Source organism: Algoriphagus persicinus, from assembly GCF_035156415.1.
Taxonomy (GTDB): domain Bacteria; phylum Bacteroidota; class Bacteroidia; order Cytophagales; family Cyclobacteriaceae; genus Algoriphagus; species Algoriphagus persicinus.
This window is the reverse complement of the sequence record NZ_JAYEEY010000010.1, coordinates 130,624-146,520: the sequence shown is the minus strand read 5'-3', so window position 1 is coordinate 146,520 and position 15,897 is coordinate 130,624. Positions and strand designations below refer to the sequence as shown.

Sequence of the window (15,897 nt, the reverse complement as noted above, 5' to 3'; positions counted from 1 at the left end):
TAAATCAATACGCGTTTTCATCACCGGAAAAAATGGTTTTGGCAGTCATCCAGATAAGTTTAAGATCAAAGACTACGCTCCAATTCTTGATGTAATACATGTCCAGTTTATATCGAAAATAGATGGAATTGGGTAGTTCCGTCTCTCCCCGGTAGCCCTTTGCCTGCGCCAATCCCGTAATGCCGGGCTTGACCAAATGCCTGTTTTTATATCCTTCAATATAGTTAGCATTTTCCTCATTTTGTGACAAAATCAGGGGTCTGGGACCTACTAAAGACATATTTCCATAGATTACATTAAAAACCTGTGGCAGTTCATCTATGCTGGTTCTCCGTAGGATTCTGCCTATTTTTGTTACCCTAGGGTCATTTCTGGTAGCTTGCTTCAGGTCTTCCTGCTTATTGATGGACATAGACCGAAATTTATAGCAGTTGAAGACTGAGTTGTATATCCCTCCCCGTTTTTGGGTGTAGAATATTGGCCCAGGAGAATCCAGTTTTATAAGGATGGCTACAATGGGGAAAAGCCACCAACCTATTACGATCATTAAGCCTATAGAGCAAAATAGATCAATGAATCTCTTAATACTTAGGTTGAACCAGTTTAGCTTCTCGGAAAGCAATATCTCCTCTTGCTCCAGAGCTTTTAGATTGCTTGAATTAATTTCAAGAACTTTTTTTTCTAGTTGGTTATTCTGCTTTGCTCTATTTTTCAAAGGTGATATACTTGTAGGTTTACTGCGCTGGTAAAGATCACTAGATTTCCAGTTTTTTACAAAGGTTATTTTTTTGTTTAGCCTTTTCAATTCTGTTGAATCAGGCAGAAATTCCCTTAGAATTAGCTGTAATCCAAACTCCTAAAATCATGCCATATCCCTCATCTTTTCTCTTAGCACTTGCTTAGGGTTTTAGTAGCTTATTTAGCTTTCACATACTATACTTTGCTGTTTGGAGTAAAATTTTTGAATTTTATTTTAAAACTTTCAAAATTAATAGCCTTATTTATTTCCTTTCTTTTTTGGCAATAGCCAGTAGTTTTGGACTGGATTAGTGCGTGATTCCTTGCTTAAGTTAAACAGTAAAATTTCAGTTTAAAGTTTTAATAATGAATAGCTTATAATTGTCATTTATGAAAAATCACAGAGTGGCTAACCCCTCCAAATACCATTATTGATTAATGGTATAGACCAATTAATAAATAATTAACAGATGTTTTTGGGCTGTGTTGCTGTGATTTGCGCTATGGTGGTTTGATATTTGTGTGGTATATTTTGGCAGTCTTAGCTAAAAACATGCATGGCTCTTAATATTCCACTTTCTTTTCCCGTATTTAAAGGCAACGAAAATTTTTATACTCAACAGGCGATAAGCTCTGGTCACATAGCGACTTCCGGTCAATTTATCAATAGATTCGAAAGCAAGCTCTCAAAAAGACTAAGGACTCATGAAGCTGTTGTGTTGAATTCGGGTACCTCAGCCTTGCATTTGGCAATGGTATTGTTGGGTATAGGTCCAGGTGATGAAGTGATTTGTCAGTCTTTTACCTTTTGTGCTTCAGCCAACCCAGTGGTTTATCTGGGAGCCAACCCGATTTTTGTAGATAGCGAAAAGGAAACCTGGAATATTAGTCCGGAAATTCTTGAGGACACCATTCTCAGCAGAATTTCCAAAGGTAAAAAACCAAAAGCCATAGTAATAGTTCACTTATTTGGCATGCCTGCCAAATTAAAAGAGATCTTAGAGATAGCTACCAAGTACAATATCCCTGTATTGGAAGATGCTGCCGAAGCTATTGGAAGCAAATATCAGGGCATGGCATGCGGCACTTTTGGGCAAATAGGGGTCTATTCCTTCAACGGAAATAAGATCATGTCTGCCGGTGGTGGTGGTGCGTTGATTGCAAATGATACGGCTATAATCCAACGAGCAAAGTTGCTGTCCACCCAAGCAAGAGAAGACCTGCCTTTCTACCATCACCTAGAAATTGGCTATAATTATAAAATGAATAACCTTTCAGCAGCTGTCGGTCTTGCGCAGCTAGAGCAGTTGGATTCTTATATCAAAAGCAGAAGACTTGTAAATCAAAGATATAGAGCCTTATTGAAGGATTTCCCCGGTATTGAATTTCAAACAGAGTCTTCTGACTCTACCTCAAACTATTGGCTTACAGCTATTTTGGTTGATTATAGGAAGACAGGATTTTCAAATAAGCAATTGAAGACAGCCTTAATGAAGAAGGGCATTGAAAGCAGGTATCTTTGGAAACCCTTACATACGCAGCCTGTTTTCAACATGACTCCGTATTACGGAGGAAGTTTGGCTGAGAGGCTATTTGAAAGTGGACTTTGTCTTCCTAGTTCAGTAGATTTGACACTTCACGATCAGGAAATGATTGTAGATGTAATCCATACAGAACTCAGTAAAACATTTAAATAAGTGATTTATCGTAATTGGCTTAAAAGAGGTGTAGATATAATTCTTGCTTTTTTGATGTTTATTGTGCTTTTGCCAATTTTTTTAATTTTGCTGATTGGCTTAAGCCTTCACCACAGAGGTTCACCCTTCTTTTCGCAAGCACGTCCGGGGAGGGGGAATGTTCCATTTCAGATATTGAAATTCAAGACTATGTCCGACCTTGTTAATAACAATGGGGATCTATTGGCTGATTCAGAGCGAATCACAGGTTTTGGTAGGATGATCCGGAAATCATCTCTGGATGAAATCCCCCAATTGATCAATGTGCTAAAAGGAGATATGAGCCTAGTTGGCCCTAGACCTTTGCTCTATGATTACATCAGCCTGTATTCTAATGAGCAAGCCAGACGGCATGAAGTAAGACCGGGTGTGACAGGCTGGGCTCAAGTGAACGGTAGAAATGCTATTTCTTGGGATAACAAGTTCAAGTTTGATGTTTGGTATGTAGATAATTTATCCTTCCTTTTGGACCTTAGAATTCTTTTTAAAACTTTAGCTAATGTGCTTGTTGGTAAGGGGGTAACCCAACATGGGCATGTTTCTGTGGGAAGATTTGAGGGTTCTGGAAAAGAAAGGCTTTAAACCAACGAGTTTTGGTTTGGGTAAATTATCAAGGAAGTAAATCCACAAGCGGTAGTTTATCGTATATACCCATGAATCACCATTTGAAAACCCTAAAAATGCAAAATAATATTAAAATCTTTTAACTAGAATTTAGGGATACGCTGAAAAAGTAGTTATTTTGCACTTTAATCAGTTGCGTCAGTATGAGATTGTTAAATTTAGCTATTTGAATAAATTTATATTATGAATTTTTTGACTCGGTTAAAAATCCTTCCAAGATGGATAATAGCTACGCTTGACTCCTTTATTCTTTTTCAATGTGCCTTGTTTGGGTATTTGGTAAGGTTCAACTTTGAGCTAGGATTGATTGAACAATACGATGCCATTGCAGGGAGCATTACGTTTATGGTCGGTGGGCTACTGGTGATGCAGAATACCCGAAGCTATGAAGGTATAGTGCGACACACCGGCTTTAGAGATGGCTCAAATATCTTTAAAACTGTCCTGATCAATTTCATTCTCTTCCTATTCTTGAACTTCTTCCATGGGAACTTCTTGAATGATAGGTTTTTGCTGCCTACTTCAGTATTGATCATCGCGAGCCTTTCATCGCTTTTTTTGTTGATATTTTATCGATTGGTGGTGAAAGAACTTTTCGTTTACCTGAAAAACGGCATTCTGGTAAAGGAGCTGAAGAATGGAATTATATTCGGTGCAGGAGAGGCTGGGATTATTGCCCAAGAAGCCATCAAGCGAGATAGCAAAATTCTTTTTAACACAGTTGCTTTTTTGGACGATGATCCCAAAAAAGAAGGTAAGAATATAGATGGCAAGCGGATATATAAGGGCTTAGGAGATCTTGAGAGATTAGTACGGCAGTTCCATATTACTGAGGTGATAATAGCAGTCAGAGATCTGTCTGTACAGCGAAAGAAAGAGGTGATAGATGAGTGTCTTCGATTGAAAATATCTGTTTCAATAGTTCCTCCGGTAGATCAGTGGATCAACGGTGGCTTAACCGCCGGGGCAATTCGCGAAGTGAAAATTGAGGACCTGCTTAGTCGAGAGCAAATAATTTTGGATAATCCAAGAATACATCAAGACATGCAGGGAAAAGTGATCTTGGTGACTGGAGCGGCTGGCTCCATAGGGTCTGAGCTTTGCAGACAAATCTGTCACTATGACCCCAAGCTTCTTATAATGTTTGATATGGCAGAATCAGCCTTATATGATGTGGAGCAGGAGTTTAAGGAAAATCATTCTTTTTGCCCCATCAAGATTGTCCTCGGTGATGTGCGCAACAAAAAGAAAGTGAAGGAAGTTTTTAAAGCCTTCAAACCTCAGGTTGTATTTCATGCCGCAGCCTATAAGCATGTGCCCATGATGGAAAATTATCCTGCAGAGGCAATACAATCAAATGTGCTAGGTACGAAGATACTCGCTGATATTTCTGTGCTGGCTAAGGTGGACAAATTTGTTTTCGTGTCCACAGACAAGGCCGTAAATCCTACCAATGTAATGGGAGCTAGCAAAAGAGCTGCAGAAATGTATGTGCAAGCGCTCAATGAATACCTAGAGCGAAATCACAAAAATTATCATACCAAGTTCATTACTACTCGATTTGGAAATGTATTAGGCTCAAATGGATCGGTAATACCTTTATTTAAAAAGCAGATTATGCATGGTGGGCCTATCACTGTGACTCACCCGGAAATCACCAGGTACTTTATGACTATTCCGGAAGCCTGTCAATTGGTCTTGGAAGCTGGAATTATGGGGGAAGGTGGGGAGATTTTTGTCTTCGACATGGGTGAACCAATTAAAATACTGGATTTGGCCAATAAGATGATTCAACTTTCAGGCAAAAAAGTAGGGGAGGATATTAAGGTGGTTTTCTCAGGATTGAGAGATGGAGAAAAGCTTTATGAAGAGCTGCTCAACGATTTTGAAACAGTTAAAATTACCCACCATCCTAAAATCAAAATTGCTCAGGTACAGCCTTCTTCTTATCACAAAATCGACGGTCAAATCGAACTATTCCTGGATTTAGTCATTAAAAATTCTGAAAATGAATTGGTGTCTCATCTGAAAGTAATAGTACCTGAGTTTATTTCCAACTCCTCCAGATTTGGCGTTCTGGACAGGCTTAACTAGGGGTTTATTCAGATCAATTGCCCGTTCATAACTATCAAAATCTCGATGCAGCTTAGGAAGTATCATTGAATAGAATCCACCATCTAAGTTCTATTGTTAGTGCGACCATAAAATCTCTTATCTTAATTGAAGGAGATGTAGGATTAGGGTATAGAGTAGAAGCAGGTATCAGCATAGATCTTAATAAGTGGTTGAATCACAAAGCCTTAAATTCAGTTTCCGCGGCAAATTTTGTCTTATCAGTGGGGAACAGTCATTGTGATCCGGAAAAACTGAGCAACTATTCATCCAATGATGAGGAGTTCTTGGCTAGTATGTTGCAAGTCAAGTAGTTAAGTCTGAATTGACCGATTCTCGTAGGGTCCTTCATGAGTTGGTAGAGTTGTGTGATCTCCGCCTTATTAGGTAGGCCGGACATAAACTCTATGGAACTGCTATTTAGGTAGGAATGAAGTTTTAGCCAAAATTGCTTATTACATTGAGCAAATAGGTGAGTTGCGTATAGATAGATTAGGTCAAGTGAATCAAGAAGTAAAAAGCCGAAATCTCTCTTGTCTTGGAGATGATGGGATCGAACTGAAAATGCAAGAAAGGTATGTTTAATAACTAGCCTTTGCAAAGATTAGATATTCCCAATTGCTTTAAGTAGGTAGCTGAGTTGAAAAATATCTCCTTGAATAAGAAGTTCATACGAAATAATAAGGCAAATTTTCAAATCTACTTTTGCATTAACGAATCTAAAACATACCTTTGCATCACTCAAAAACAGGGTAGTTAAAGAGAAATCTAAAACAGTCCTGCAATTGAAGAAAACGGAGTGGTAGTTCAGCTGGTTAGAATGCCTGCCTGTCACGCAGGAGGTCGCGGGTTCGAGTCCCGTCCATTCCGCTTGATATTGATGAAGGAAGTTCATCAACTAGTGACAAATAAAATATTGGAGTGGTAGTTCAGCTGGTTAGAATGCCTGCCTGTCACGCAGGAGGTCGCGGGTTCGAGTCCCGTCCATTCCGCTTGATATTGATGAAGGAAGTTCATCAACTAGTGACAAATAAAATATTGGAGTGGTAGTTCAGCTGGTTAGAATGCCTGCCTGTCACGCAGGAGGTCGCGGGTTCGAGTCCCGTCCATTCCGCATAGGGTCCCGAAGAAATTCGGGACTTTTTTGTGTTTGCGAACTTTGTTTTATTCACCTAATCCAAAGAAAAGATAAAACTAGCCCTGAAATAGTTTACAATTCCTTTAATCACCTCTCATAATTTGTATGTTTAGAATGCCTGTCCCGATTCATCGGGAAGGTCGTGGGTTCGAGTCCTCCCGAAAGCTTTCGGGACAGGCTGTCCATTCCGCATAGGGTTCCGAAGAAATTCGGGACTTTTTTGCATTTATATTACTCTGATAATGTCCCGCTACGGACATCAGTACACAGGTATAGGTATTAAAAAGTGTGACTGGTTAGGATCATTACTGGGTGAAGTCAACAGGTGTTTGGTTTGCGAATCAAATACTTTCCTGTAGATGGGTATGAAGTTTTCTGCCCTCGCGGACGATGATTTCAATGATTTCTTCAACATCCTTTTTCGAAGTCCTGAAATTGACAATACAACCTCTCAGACAGTATTTCTCAACCACTACAGCGTTAGACAAAAATAATTCTCCACCGTTCTGCAGGATATTCAGGAGATTTTCATTCAAGGTGTTTAAATAGGTATTATCCCACTTACCCTTCGGGAAATAGCGCAGCGTGGTTATGCTGAGCTTCTGCGTTATGGCTTCAAGCTCAGGATGAGTTTTTGCTTTTTCAAAGAAGTGTTTTGAAATGGCTATGTCTTCATTGATCATCTGCACATATCCATTTCTTCCAACCTGTTGCATAGCCATCCAGACTTTCAAAGCCCTGAATCCTCTTGAGTTTTGAAAACCATATTCATAAAAATTCATCGATGGCTCATCCTTGGTATTTTCAAAGTTGTAGTAAACCGGATGTGAACTATAAGTATCAAGCAGATGCTGTGGATTTTTCACCAATGCACAGCCTACCTCAAGCGGTGCATAGAGCCATTTATGAGGATCTAATGCAAGGGAGTCTGCCTCTTGAATGCCGTTAAACATATTTTCGTATTCCCGAATCGCTGCAGCGGGAATCCCATAAGCACCATCGATATGAAACCATAGATCATATTTTTTGCATATGGCAGCAATACCTGCAAGATCATCAACTACTCCGGTGCTGACGTCTCCGGCAGTTCCCACCACCATAAATGGTTTCAAGCCATTCTTAAGATCCTTTTCCAACGTTTGGGCGAGAATGGCATTGTCCATCTTATTTTCAGCATCCGTAGGTATCCATCGAATGGAATCGTAACCATGACCAAATAAGACCGCTGCTTTTTCAATCCAGGTATGGGTTGTCTTAGAACAATAAACAATCATTTTTTGTGGCATCCCCGGCAATCCTTCTTTTTTCAAATTCTTGTGTGCCTTTGCCGTTCGAGCGGCAAGAAAAGCGGTGAAGTTGGCCATGTTACCTCCACTGACTAATATTCCACCATAGTCTGGTGAAACTCCAATAAACTCTGCCAACCATTTGATTGTCTGCTTCTCGATAGCCGTTGCCATCGGACTTAAACTATTGGCACCCACATTTGGATTTACTGCAGCGGCCAATAAATCCGCCAAGACACCAATGGGAGCAGGAGATGATGTGATGTATCCTAGAAATTTCGGATGACCGTTGAGAAGAGAGTGATTCAATAGCAAATCAGTAGTTCTTGAAATTAACTGGGAAACCGGAATGCCGTTTTCTGGAAGGGTTGCCGTACCTAAAATATCTTGAATCTGTGTAGGAGTTTCAGCAGTGGTAACCAGCTTTTGATCGATGTTGCCGATGAATTCAGCTATCAAATCTACCATTTGGTATCCGGCTTGTCTAAAGTCCTCTTTGCTTAGTTCGATGGGGGAGTGTCGAGAAGGTAACATGGTGTGTAGGGATTGGAAAAAGTCAACTTGACAATGGCGCTACTGAAAGTAATAAATCTTGATCAAAAGTGCTATTCTTGGGCATTAGCAACTGGAACCTCCCACGGCCAAGCTCAGGAACAAGCTTTCTTTCATGCTAGCCTGAGTAGCAGGACTGTGAGTACATAGACCATAGTAATCTGACCTATATAAAAGGTCTGGGGGCATACGTCGTTGAACGATCAGTATTTGCATATTTTCAGATCCAAATGACTTTTCCTTTCCGCCAAATGAGTCTAATTTGCAAAGCATCTTTCTATCCATTTGTATATTGAACTATGGAAATCTTACCCCAACCATCCATTTATATTTTTGGTTTACGGGTTGATGAACCCATGACAACCCTTACCGACCTGCTTGTTTCTATGGTTTGCTTTTATGCGTTTTATAAGCTCTCAAAGAAAAAATCATCAGACCGTCCCCAGCTCTATTTTAAGTATTATTTCCTTCTAATGGGAATTGCTACCGGTCTCGGTGGCCTTGTTGGACATGCATTTTTATATTTATTAGGGTTTTCATGGAAATTGCCTGGATGGATCACAAGTATGCTTTCGGTAGCGCTGATAGAACGATCCGCTATCCAACATGCTAAACCATATATTATACCAGTTGTTGGAAAATCCTTTTTGATCATCAATGTGATAGAATTGGTCATCATTATGACTATTACAATGATAACGCTCGATTTCAGCTGGGTTGAATTTCACTCCGGCTATGGCCTTTTGGCAATAGTTGCTCCTTTTCATCTGTGGGTATACTACAAGACCCGAGATCGAGGTAGTGCATTTGTTCTGCTGGCTGTTGTGCTCGCTTCCACCGCCGCTCTGTTCTATATGAGTCAGGTTTCGTTTCATACATGGTTTAACTACCTGGACATCAGTCATACGATTATGGCAATAGCTGCAATTGTATTTTACTTGGGAGCAATTAATCTAAATAAGCCACTGAAATTGAAGAAACGCAGCACTTTCACAAAGCAGGGAGCATGAATCAGATGGGGGCAGGGTTAGTAGAAAAGGTCTACCACGATATAGGTCTGAGGAATGAAAATAGAGCCAACTTGTACGACCCTTTTGGTTCAGCGTTTTTGAAAGCATAGGTTTTTCATTTTCATTAGGAACCATCTGGAACACATGGGGCGGACTGAAAATCCTTTTTTGTTTTGCATCCTTTTCTATTTATTCTTCCATATGTTAAAGCTAAGGGCGATTAAAAATTTTAATTCCCAAGGGTATATGCTTATCTTTGGCTTTCCCAAAAATCACCAAAATGGTATTAGAATTCGAAAAACCTATAGCTGATTTAGAACAGAAACTTCAGGAAATGAAGGAGTTGGCTATCGGTAGAAAAATCGATTTAAGCTCAGATATTGAATCCCTTGAAGACAAAATTCTTGCTTTGAAAAAAGAAACTTTTCAAAATCTGACCCGCTGGCAGCGAGTTCAGCTTTCCCGGCATGCCGACAGACCTTATGCGCTGGATTATATCTATGAAATGACAAATGATTTTGTCGAATTGCATGGAGATAGAAATGTAGCAGATGATAAGGCGATGGTTGGCGGTTTAGGGGATCTGGACGGACGATCTGTAATGTTTGTTGGGCAGCAAAAAGGTAGAAATACTAAGCAACGCCAACATAGAAACTTTGGGATGGCAAATCCTGAAGGCTATAGAAAGGCTCTTCGCCTCATGAAAATGGCTGAAAAGTTTGGTAAGCCTATTGTCACATTGATTGATACTCCAGGTGCGTTTCCAGGTTTGGAGGCAGAAGAAAGGGGCCAAGGTGAGGCAATTGCCCGCAATATTAAGGAAATGTTTATGCTAAAGGTACCTGTAATCTGCATCATCATTGGTGAAGGAGCCTCAGGAGGCGCTTTGGGTATTGCGATAGGGGATCGCGTGATGATGTTGGAAAATTCCTGGTATTCGGTTATCTCTCCTGAAAACTGTTCTACTATTCTCTGGAGAAGTTGGGATTATAAGGAGCAGGCTGCGGAGTCACTGAAGTTGACTGCAATAGATATGCACGGCAATGGCCTGGTGGATGGTATTATTCCAGAACCACTGGGTGGAGCGCATAGGGATATGAAAAAAATGGCCATCACCCTCAAGGAAGCTATTCTGAAAGCGTTGAAGGAGCTCGATAAAATTAAAGCAGAGAAAAGAATTGAACAGCGCATCGACAAGTTTTGCTCGATGGGTGTAGTAGTTGAATAAAATATTTTAAGCCCGGATTTCTCACCAAGTCCGGGATTTTTCTTTTATATCATGGAATTACACGTAGTCAATACCGGATTCTTCAAACTGGACGGAGGAGCCATGTTTGGTGTAGTGCCCAAAACACTTTGGTCACGCACAAATCAGGCAGACGAAAAAAACCTGTGCACCTGGGCTATGAGATCTCTCCTCGTAGTCGAGGGAAATAGAATCGTATTGATTGACAATGGTATTGGAGATAAGCAAGATGCCAAGTTTTTCTCCCATTTCTATCTTCATGGTGATGACTCTTTGGAAAAGAGCTTGAAGATACTTGGCGTTAGCGCTCACCAAATCACAGATAACTTTCTTACCCATTTGCATTTTGACCATTGTGGAGGCGGAGTGAAATATGGCTCTCATGGGCAATATGAAATGACTTTCCCTAGAGCCAACTATTGGTCCAACAAGGAACACTGGCAATGGGCAACCGACCCCAATCCTCGGGAAAAAGCATCTTTCCTGGAAGAGAATATCCTTCCCATGCAGGAAATGGGACAGTTGGATTATTTGGACTTAAAGAATAACTCATTTCTTCCAGGTTTCGAATTTATTACTGCAGACGGGCATACGGATAAGCAAATGCTGCCAAAGATCCAGTATAAAGGAAAGACTGTGGTATTTGTCGCTGATCTGCTTCCGTCGGTTGGCCATATTCCCTTGCCTTATGTGATGGGCTATGATACTCGCCCACTTCGTACGATGGATGAAAAAGCTAAGTTTTTGGAAGAAGCTGCACGTGAGGAATATATTTTATTTCTGGAGCATGATCCCGTGAATGAGTGCTGCACCGTGAAAATGACTGATAGAGGAGTTCGTTTGGATCAAACATTCCGACTGGATGAAATCTAAGTTGAAAATCGGAATTGCACTTTCGGGTGGAGGTGTTCGGGGAATTGCTCATTTGGGAGTATTGAAGGCGCTGACTGAATCTGGAATCTTCCCTACAAATATTTCAGGTACTTCTGCTGGTGCCATCGTCGGAGCAATGTTCTGTCAAGGTTATTCGCCTGAAGAAATCCTCAAAATCATCGTAGAGACAAATTATTTCAAGTTTTTGAGACCTGCGATTTCCCTGACAGGTTTTCTGAAAATGGATTCTGTAGGAAGTCTATTTAAGCTCTACCTAGATCACGATGATTTTTCAAAGTTGCAAATTCCCTTGACCGTAGCCGCTACAGATATTAAAAAAGGCAAGGTCCGTTATTATTCAGAAGGGGAATTGATCCGGCCAATAATGGCTTCTTCCTGCATCCCTGGGATGTTTGACCCGATTGTCATCGGTAACAGATACCTCGTAGATGGTGGAGTGCTTAACAATCTACCTGTGGAGCCGCTGGACGGGATTTGCGATTTTGTGATTGGAGTGAATTGCAATCAGCTACCAGAAGAAACCAATATAAGTAACATGAAAAAACTGATCGAGAGGTCAGTCATCATGGCTATGAATTATAACGTGTACAGCCGAAAATCTAAATGTGACTATTTTATCGAGCCTCCAGGATTGGGAAAATATGGCGTTTTCGATATTAAAAAAGCTTCTGAGTTATTTGGTGTGGGGTATGATCATACGATGAATTACATGGAAAACAATCCTTCGATTTTGGAATTGGCTGGGGAAAGCAAAAAATCTATTAAAGCATGATGAAGTTTCTGTCACGTATAGTGTTTTGGGTTTCGGGTTGGTCTTTGAATAATAACTGGCCCCAGGGACTAAAGAAAGCTGTACTTATCGCTGTCCCTCATACTTCAAACTGGGATATTCTTTATGCCAGGGCAGCATTTTTTTTGATGGATATTCCAGTGCGATTTACCATCAAAAAAGAAGTGATGGTCGGGCCTTTAGGCTGGTTGCTTCGAGGGCTTGGTGCTATCGCCATAGATAGAAGGCGTGTTCCTGGAGGCAGGAAACAGACCTACACAGAATCTATGGTTTCTATGCTGAAGGAGCGGGATGAGCTGGTGGTCATGGTGACGCCGGAGGGAACTAGAAGTCAGGTGAAAAAATGGAAATCAGGGTTTTATCACATCGCACTTGGAGCAAATGTTCCTATAATAATCGGCTATCTTGACTATAAGAAAAAAGAAGCTGGGATCGGCCCTTGTATTTATCCTGACGGGAATATGGATGCGCAAATTGAAGAGCTTAAAGTATTCGGGAGAACCGTGACAGGAAGGCATCCTGAGAAGGGGATTCTTTGATAAATGTATTCAGGTTTTAATCGAAAAAGCCTGAATTAATTTTGAGTCAATAGATTTTTGATCGTTGTCTGAAATCCTACCTAATTTACCAAGGATTATTTTTTATCTAAGGTGACAATTTTTGAAACTCTAATTAATGATTCTTTTTTCAATCCATTTTCTGTGTTTGGATGGATCAGGAGATCTAATGAGGAAGCTCCTTTTATCTGGGTAGAAATGAATGCAACAGTGATATCATATTCAGTAGCCAAAAGAACTAAAGCTGGCCTGTTTTTTAAACCTGTTAGATCTGTAAATGGAAAGGGAACAAGAATAACCTCTCCCTTAATCATTTGTATCGTTCTTTGAGATCCTCAACTGTGTAGATTTCCTCTTCATTCTCTAAAAAATCGTAAGGTTTCCCTTGCTTAACAAGTTGGTTGGTTCCGTCTTGAAGCATTTTATCATCCAATTTTTTCAGGATAAAGTCAGCAAACTCATTTATCTCCTGAATTTTCTCAACAGGAAGTTGCTCTAATATATTGACCGTTTTGCTGATTAGTTCATGTTTTGACATAATTGAGAAAGTTTTTCATATCTAAAGTAATTAATCTATCGATTACTTTTGACCATTTTCAAAACCCAAACTCACAGAGTTAATGCAATACCTGATTCCACCTTGGTCAGAAGGCCCATCTGGAAAGCGATGTCCCAGATGTGAACCGCAATTGGCGCATAAAATCTCCTCTCGAATCATGCCGTGCGTATAGTCCATATGCACATCGATTGCCTCGGGTTTTACGGGAGCAGTAAAGCTTGGCCATCCGCATCCACTGTCATACTTTTTCGACGAGTGAAAAATTTCATTTCCACAGGCTTTGCATTCATATATGCCTGTAGCCTTATTCAGGTAATATTCCCCTGAGAAAGCTCTTTCAGTCCCTTTTTCTCTCAATACACGGTAGGAATCAGCATCCAGTTCTTTGCGGTATTCTTCTTCTGATTTCTGGATGGGATAGATTTTCTTCTCTTGATTTTTCATAAAATTCACTTTTCTTTTAAACTCAGTGGGCAGTAAAGAAGTTTCTGACGAGCAAAAAATAAGAGGTATTACTTACGATCAACCTGCTCAATTGCCCGCAAAATAACCTCACATGCTTCATGAATTTCTGCGATAGTAATCGTAAGAGGAGGTGCGATCCGCATGGAGTCATCACAGAATAAAAACCAATCAGTAATCACGCCCAGTTCAATGGCTTTATCAATGATGGGTTTCAATGTATCGAATGAGTCGAATTCAACTGCCATCATCAATCCTTTATTTCTAATGTTTTTGATATTTGGATGGACAAGAAGGCTCTTGATCAAATTGGCTTTTGCTTCCACTCCATCAATGAGCTTCTCTTCTTGCAGGATTTGTATGGTTGCTAAAGACGCTGCAGCACTTACCGGATGGCCTCCAAACGTGGTAATGTGACCAAGAATGGGGTTGTTTGTAAATACGCCCATCACCTCTTTATTGGCAATGAATGCGCCGATCGGCATACCGCCACCCATCCCTTTGGCACAAACGAGGATATCCGGCTCAAACCCAAAATGCTCAAAAGCCCAGAATTTACCAGTTCTCCCAAAGCCACATTGCACCTCATCCAAAATCAATAAGGTACCTGTTTCATCACATCGCTTGCGCAAAGCCTGGAAATATTCGGTAGTGGCCACACGTATTCCTGCCTCACCTTGTATAGTTTCAATCAATACAGCTGCGGTATGGGAGTCAACCTGATCAAGATCTGAAATCTCACCGTATTGAATGTGGCTGACACCGGGAAGTAAGGGGCGATAGGCTTGCTTGAAAATCTCATTTCCACCCACCGAAAGCGATCCATGAGAACTGCCATGATACGCATTGACACATGAAATCAAGTTGGGTTTGCCAGTGTATCGTTTAGCAAGTTTCAAAGCTCCTTCTATAGCTTCACTTCCACTATTTACCAAATAGACATTGTCCAATCTCTCGGGTAGTGTATCGCAAAGTGCTTTGGCTAACAATGACTGAGGGGATTGAACATATTCCCCATAAACCATAAGGTGCAGGTATTTGTCTAATTGCCCTTGAATTGCACTCAACACCTTTGGGTGTCTATGCCCTACGTTACTCACCCCGATTCCAGAGATTAAATCTATATATTTCTCTCCATTCGGCCCAAAAAGATAGATTCCTTCTGCTTTTTCCACTTCGATCATCAAAGGGAAATCGGTCGTTTGGGCTAAATGTTGAAGGAAAAGCTGACGGTTGTTCATTACTGGTTTTTAATTCAAAAGCTTGAAAATCTAAAGAAGATTCCTAGCGGAAGTTTTTTATTTTGGTTGTCTTGAAGGTAAAGCTCCCCATGTTCCGAATTCTTCACATTCTTGAAGGTGGTGTTGATCAGGTTGGCAGCGATAAGTGAGGAGAAGCTCAGCGAATACATATTAAGTAACAGGAAATGATCAGTGGGATCAAGGATTTCCGCACAGACTTTCAGCATTTCGTTGATTTGCTCTTCCAGAACCCACTTTTCTCCATTTGGTCCCCGACCATAAGCGGGAGGATCCAAGATGATTCCATTGTATTTATTACCTCTACGTGCTTCTCTTTTGATGAATTTCATGGCATCATCTACCATCCACCGGATGTCGGATTGGCCGGAGGACTCCATATTGTGTTTTGACCAAGTTACCACCTGCTTCACAGAATCTAAATGCGTGACATCTGCTCCTGCGGCTTTTGCGGCAACACTTGCAGCTCCTGTGTAGGCGAAAAGGTTAAGTACTTTTGGTTTTGCAACTGGCGAGCGTTTGATTGTGTGGTAGAGATAATCCCAGTTTACTGCTTGCTCGGGAAAGAGTCCAATATGCTTGAAGGAAGTCTGTGCCAAGTTTAGTTTCAAGTTCAATCCTTCAGGATTACTGTATTCAATGGCCCAGTTGTGAGGCATTTTTTTTAATTGCTCCCAGTTTCCTTGTTCAGGATTGCTTTTTTCCTTGGCAAAATGCGCATGAGCCAGACTCCTCCATTCACTTTCAGGTAGGGTTTTATCCCAAATGGCTTGAGGTTCAGGTCTGCTGAGAATGAATTCTCCAAACCGCTCTAATTTCTCAAAACCTCCAGTGTCAATAAGCTCGTAATCTTGCCAAGGTCCTGGACAAAGTGATAGGATGGATTCGTTCATAAGTTGTCGTTTTTCAGGAAGCAAAAATAAGCAATTAATTG

At 40.6% G+C, this 15,897-nt stretch carries 15 protein-coding genes and 3 tRNA genes; 11 read left to right on the top strand and 7 right to left on the bottom strand.

The window, feature by feature from the left end:
- Positions 1 to 4 precede the first annotated feature (4 nt).
- Positions 5 to 715, bottom strand: a complete 711-nt coding sequence (locus U3A58_RS09890) for a sugar transferase (protein WP_323823256.1) — start codon at positions 713 to 715, stop codon at positions 5 to 7.
- A 580-nt stretch (positions 716 to 1,295) separates the two neighbouring features.
- On the opposite strand from U3A58_RS09890, the gene U3A58_RS09885 reads away from it, so the two are divergent.
- The 6 genes from U3A58_RS09885 to U3A58_RS09860 all read left to right on the top strand — a co-directional run bounded on the left by U3A58_RS09885 (position 1,296) and on the right by U3A58_RS09860 (position 6,324).
- The gene (locus tag U3A58_RS09885; RefSeq protein WP_323823255.1) at positions 1,296 to 2,435 is read left to right on the top strand and encodes an aminotransferase class I/II-fold pyridoxal phosphate-dependent enzyme; all 1,140 of its coding nucleotides are present in this window, start codon (positions 1,296 to 1,298) and stop codon (positions 2,433 to 2,435) included.
- A complete protein-coding gene (locus U3A58_RS09880; protein ID WP_323823254.1) occupies positions 2,436 to 3,056 on the top strand; it encodes a sugar transferase in 621 nt (206 codons plus the stop codon). It begins immediately after the preceding gene.
- 225 nt (positions 3,057 to 3,281) lie between these two features.
- On the top strand, positions 3,282 to 5,192 hold the full coding sequence (locus U3A58_RS09875; RefSeq protein WP_323823253.1) for a polysaccharide biosynthesis protein: 1,911 nt from the start codon (positions 3,282 to 3,284) through the stop codon (positions 5,190 to 5,192).
- An 814-nt stretch (positions 5,193 to 6,006) separates the two neighbouring features.
- Positions 6,007 to 6,080: transfer RNA gene (locus U3A58_RS09870), tRNA-Asp, on the top strand.
- A gap of 48 nt (positions 6,081 to 6,128) precedes the next feature.
- Positions 6,129 to 6,202, top strand: a tRNA-Asp gene (locus tag U3A58_RS09865).
- A 48-nt stretch (positions 6,203 to 6,250) separates the two neighbouring features.
- A tRNA-Asp gene (locus tag U3A58_RS09860) sits at positions 6,251 to 6,324 on the top strand.
- A gap of 365 nt (positions 6,325 to 6,689) precedes the next feature.
- Here the strand turns inward: U3A58_RS09860 and U3A58_RS09855 are convergent.
- Complete coding sequence (locus tag U3A58_RS09855; protein WP_323823252.1) at positions 6,690 to 8,168, bottom strand: pyridoxal phosphate-dependent decarboxylase family protein; 1,479 nt, start codon at positions 8,166 to 8,168, stop codon at positions 6,690 to 6,692.
- Positions 8,169 to 8,485: 317 nt separating this feature from the next.
- On the opposite strand from U3A58_RS09855, the gene U3A58_RS09850 reads away from it, so the two are divergent.
- The 5 genes from U3A58_RS09850 (at position 8,486) to U3A58_RS09830 (ending at position 12,665) form a co-directional block, all read left to right on the top strand.
- On the top strand, positions 8,486 to 9,196 hold the full coding sequence (locus U3A58_RS09850; protein ID WP_323823251.1) for a DUF6962 family protein: 711 nt from the start codon (positions 8,486 to 8,488) through the stop codon (positions 9,194 to 9,196).
- A 280-nt stretch (positions 9,197 to 9,476) separates the two neighbouring features.
- Positions 9,477 to 10,424 (top strand): acetyl-CoA carboxylase carboxyltransferase subunit alpha, encoded by a 948-nt coding sequence (locus U3A58_RS09845; protein ID WP_323823250.1) that lies wholly within the window; start codon positions 9,477 to 9,479, stop codon positions 10,422 to 10,424.
- A gap of 51 nt (positions 10,425 to 10,475) precedes the next feature.
- Positions 10,476 to 11,315, top strand: coding sequence for an MBL fold metallo-hydrolase (locus U3A58_RS09840; protein ID WP_323823249.1), 840 nt, complete (start codon positions 10,476 to 10,478; stop codon positions 11,313 to 11,315).
- A complete protein-coding gene (locus tag U3A58_RS09835; RefSeq protein WP_323823248.1) occupies positions 11,305 to 12,108 on the top strand; it encodes a patatin-like phospholipase family protein in 804 nt (267 codons plus the stop codon). The genes U3A58_RS09840 and U3A58_RS09835 overlap by 11 nt, the downstream gene beginning before the upstream one ends.
- The gene (locus U3A58_RS09830) at positions 12,105 to 12,665 is read left to right on the top strand and encodes a 1-acyl-sn-glycerol-3-phosphate acyltransferase (RefSeq protein WP_323823247.1); all 561 of its coding nucleotides are present in this window, start codon (positions 12,105 to 12,107) and stop codon (positions 12,663 to 12,665) included. The genes U3A58_RS09835 and U3A58_RS09830 overlap by 4 nt, the downstream gene beginning before the upstream one ends.
- Before the next feature lie 95 nt (positions 12,666 to 12,760).
- On the opposite strand, the gene U3A58_RS09825 is transcribed toward U3A58_RS09830, so the two are convergent.
- The 5 genes from U3A58_RS09825 to U3A58_RS09805 all read right to left on the bottom strand — a co-directional run bounded on the left by U3A58_RS09825 (position 12,761) and on the right by U3A58_RS09805 (position 15,856).
- Positions 12,761 to 12,997, bottom strand: a complete 237-nt coding sequence (locus tag U3A58_RS09825; protein ID WP_323823246.1) for a type II toxin-antitoxin system PemK/MazF family toxin — start codon at positions 12,995 to 12,997, stop codon at positions 12,761 to 12,763.
- Positions 12,994 to 13,221, bottom strand: a complete 228-nt coding sequence (locus U3A58_RS09820) for a hypothetical protein (RefSeq protein ID WP_323823245.1) — start codon at positions 13,219 to 13,221, stop codon at positions 12,994 to 12,996. Before U3A58_RS09820 ends, U3A58_RS09825 begins: the two co-directional genes overlap by 4 nt.
- Positions 13,222 to 13,263: 42 nt before the next feature.
- Positions 13,264 to 13,686, bottom strand: coding sequence for a peptide-methionine (R)-S-oxide reductase MsrB (gene msrB / locus U3A58_RS09815; protein WP_323823244.1), 423 nt, complete (start codon positions 13,684 to 13,686; stop codon positions 13,264 to 13,266).
- A 68-nt stretch (positions 13,687 to 13,754) separates the two neighbouring features.
- Positions 13,755 to 14,945 (bottom strand): aspartate aminotransferase family protein, encoded by a 1,191-nt coding sequence (locus tag U3A58_RS09810; protein ID WP_323823243.1) that lies wholly within the window; start codon positions 14,943 to 14,945, stop codon positions 13,755 to 13,757.
- A gap of 14 nt (positions 14,946 to 14,959) precedes the next feature.
- Positions 14,960 to 15,856, bottom strand: a complete 897-nt coding sequence (locus U3A58_RS09805) for a class I SAM-dependent methyltransferase (RefSeq protein ID WP_323823242.1) — start codon at positions 15,854 to 15,856, stop codon at positions 14,960 to 14,962.
- Between the last annotated feature and the right edge of the window lie 41 nt (positions 15,857 to 15,897).

Coding starts and splice junctions, on each gene's coding strand:
- U3A58_RS09885 (WP_323823255.1), top strand. CDS start 1,296: ATGGCTCTTAATATTCCACTTTCTTTTCCCGTATTTAAAGGCAACGAA.
- msrB (WP_323823244.1), bottom strand. CDS start 13,686: ATGAAAAATCAAGAGAAGAAAATCTATCCCATCCAGAAATCAGAAGAA.
- U3A58_RS09805 (WP_323823242.1), bottom strand. CDS start 15,856: ATGAACGAATCCATCCTATCACTTTGTCCAGGACCTTGGCAAGATTAC.
- U3A58_RS09825 (WP_323823246.1), bottom strand. CDS start 12,997: ATGATTAAGGGAGAGGTTATTCTTGTTCCCTTTCCATTTACAGATCTA.
- U3A58_RS09875 (WP_323823253.1), top strand. CDS start 3,282: ATGAATTTTTTGACTCGGTTAAAAATCCTTCCAAGATGGATAATAGCT.
- U3A58_RS09855 (WP_323823252.1), bottom strand. CDS start 8,168: ATGTTACCTTCTCGACACTCCCCCATCGAACTAAGCAAAGAGGACTTT.
- U3A58_RS09850 (WP_323823251.1), top strand. CDS start 8,486: ATGGAAATCTTACCCCAACCATCCATTTATATTTTTGGTTTACGGGTT.
- U3A58_RS09840 (WP_323823249.1), top strand. CDS start 10,476: ATGGAATTACACGTAGTCAATACCGGATTCTTCAAACTGGACGGAGGA.
- U3A58_RS09845 (WP_323823250.1), top strand. CDS start 9,477: ATGGTATTAGAATTCGAAAAACCTATAGCTGATTTAGAACAGAAACTT.
- U3A58_RS09810 (WP_323823243.1), bottom strand. CDS start 14,945: ATGAACAACCGTCAGCTTTTCCTTCAACATTTAGCCCAAACGACCGAT.
- U3A58_RS09835 (WP_323823248.1), top strand. CDS start 11,305: ATGAAATCTAAGTTGAAAATCGGAATTGCACTTTCGGGTGGAGGTGTT.
- U3A58_RS09830 (WP_323823247.1), top strand. CDS start 12,105: ATGATGAAGTTTCTGTCACGTATAGTGTTTTGGGTTTCGGGTTGGTCT.
- U3A58_RS09820 (WP_323823245.1), bottom strand. CDS start 13,221: ATGTCAAAACATGAACTAATCAGCAAAACGGTCAATATATTAGAGCAA.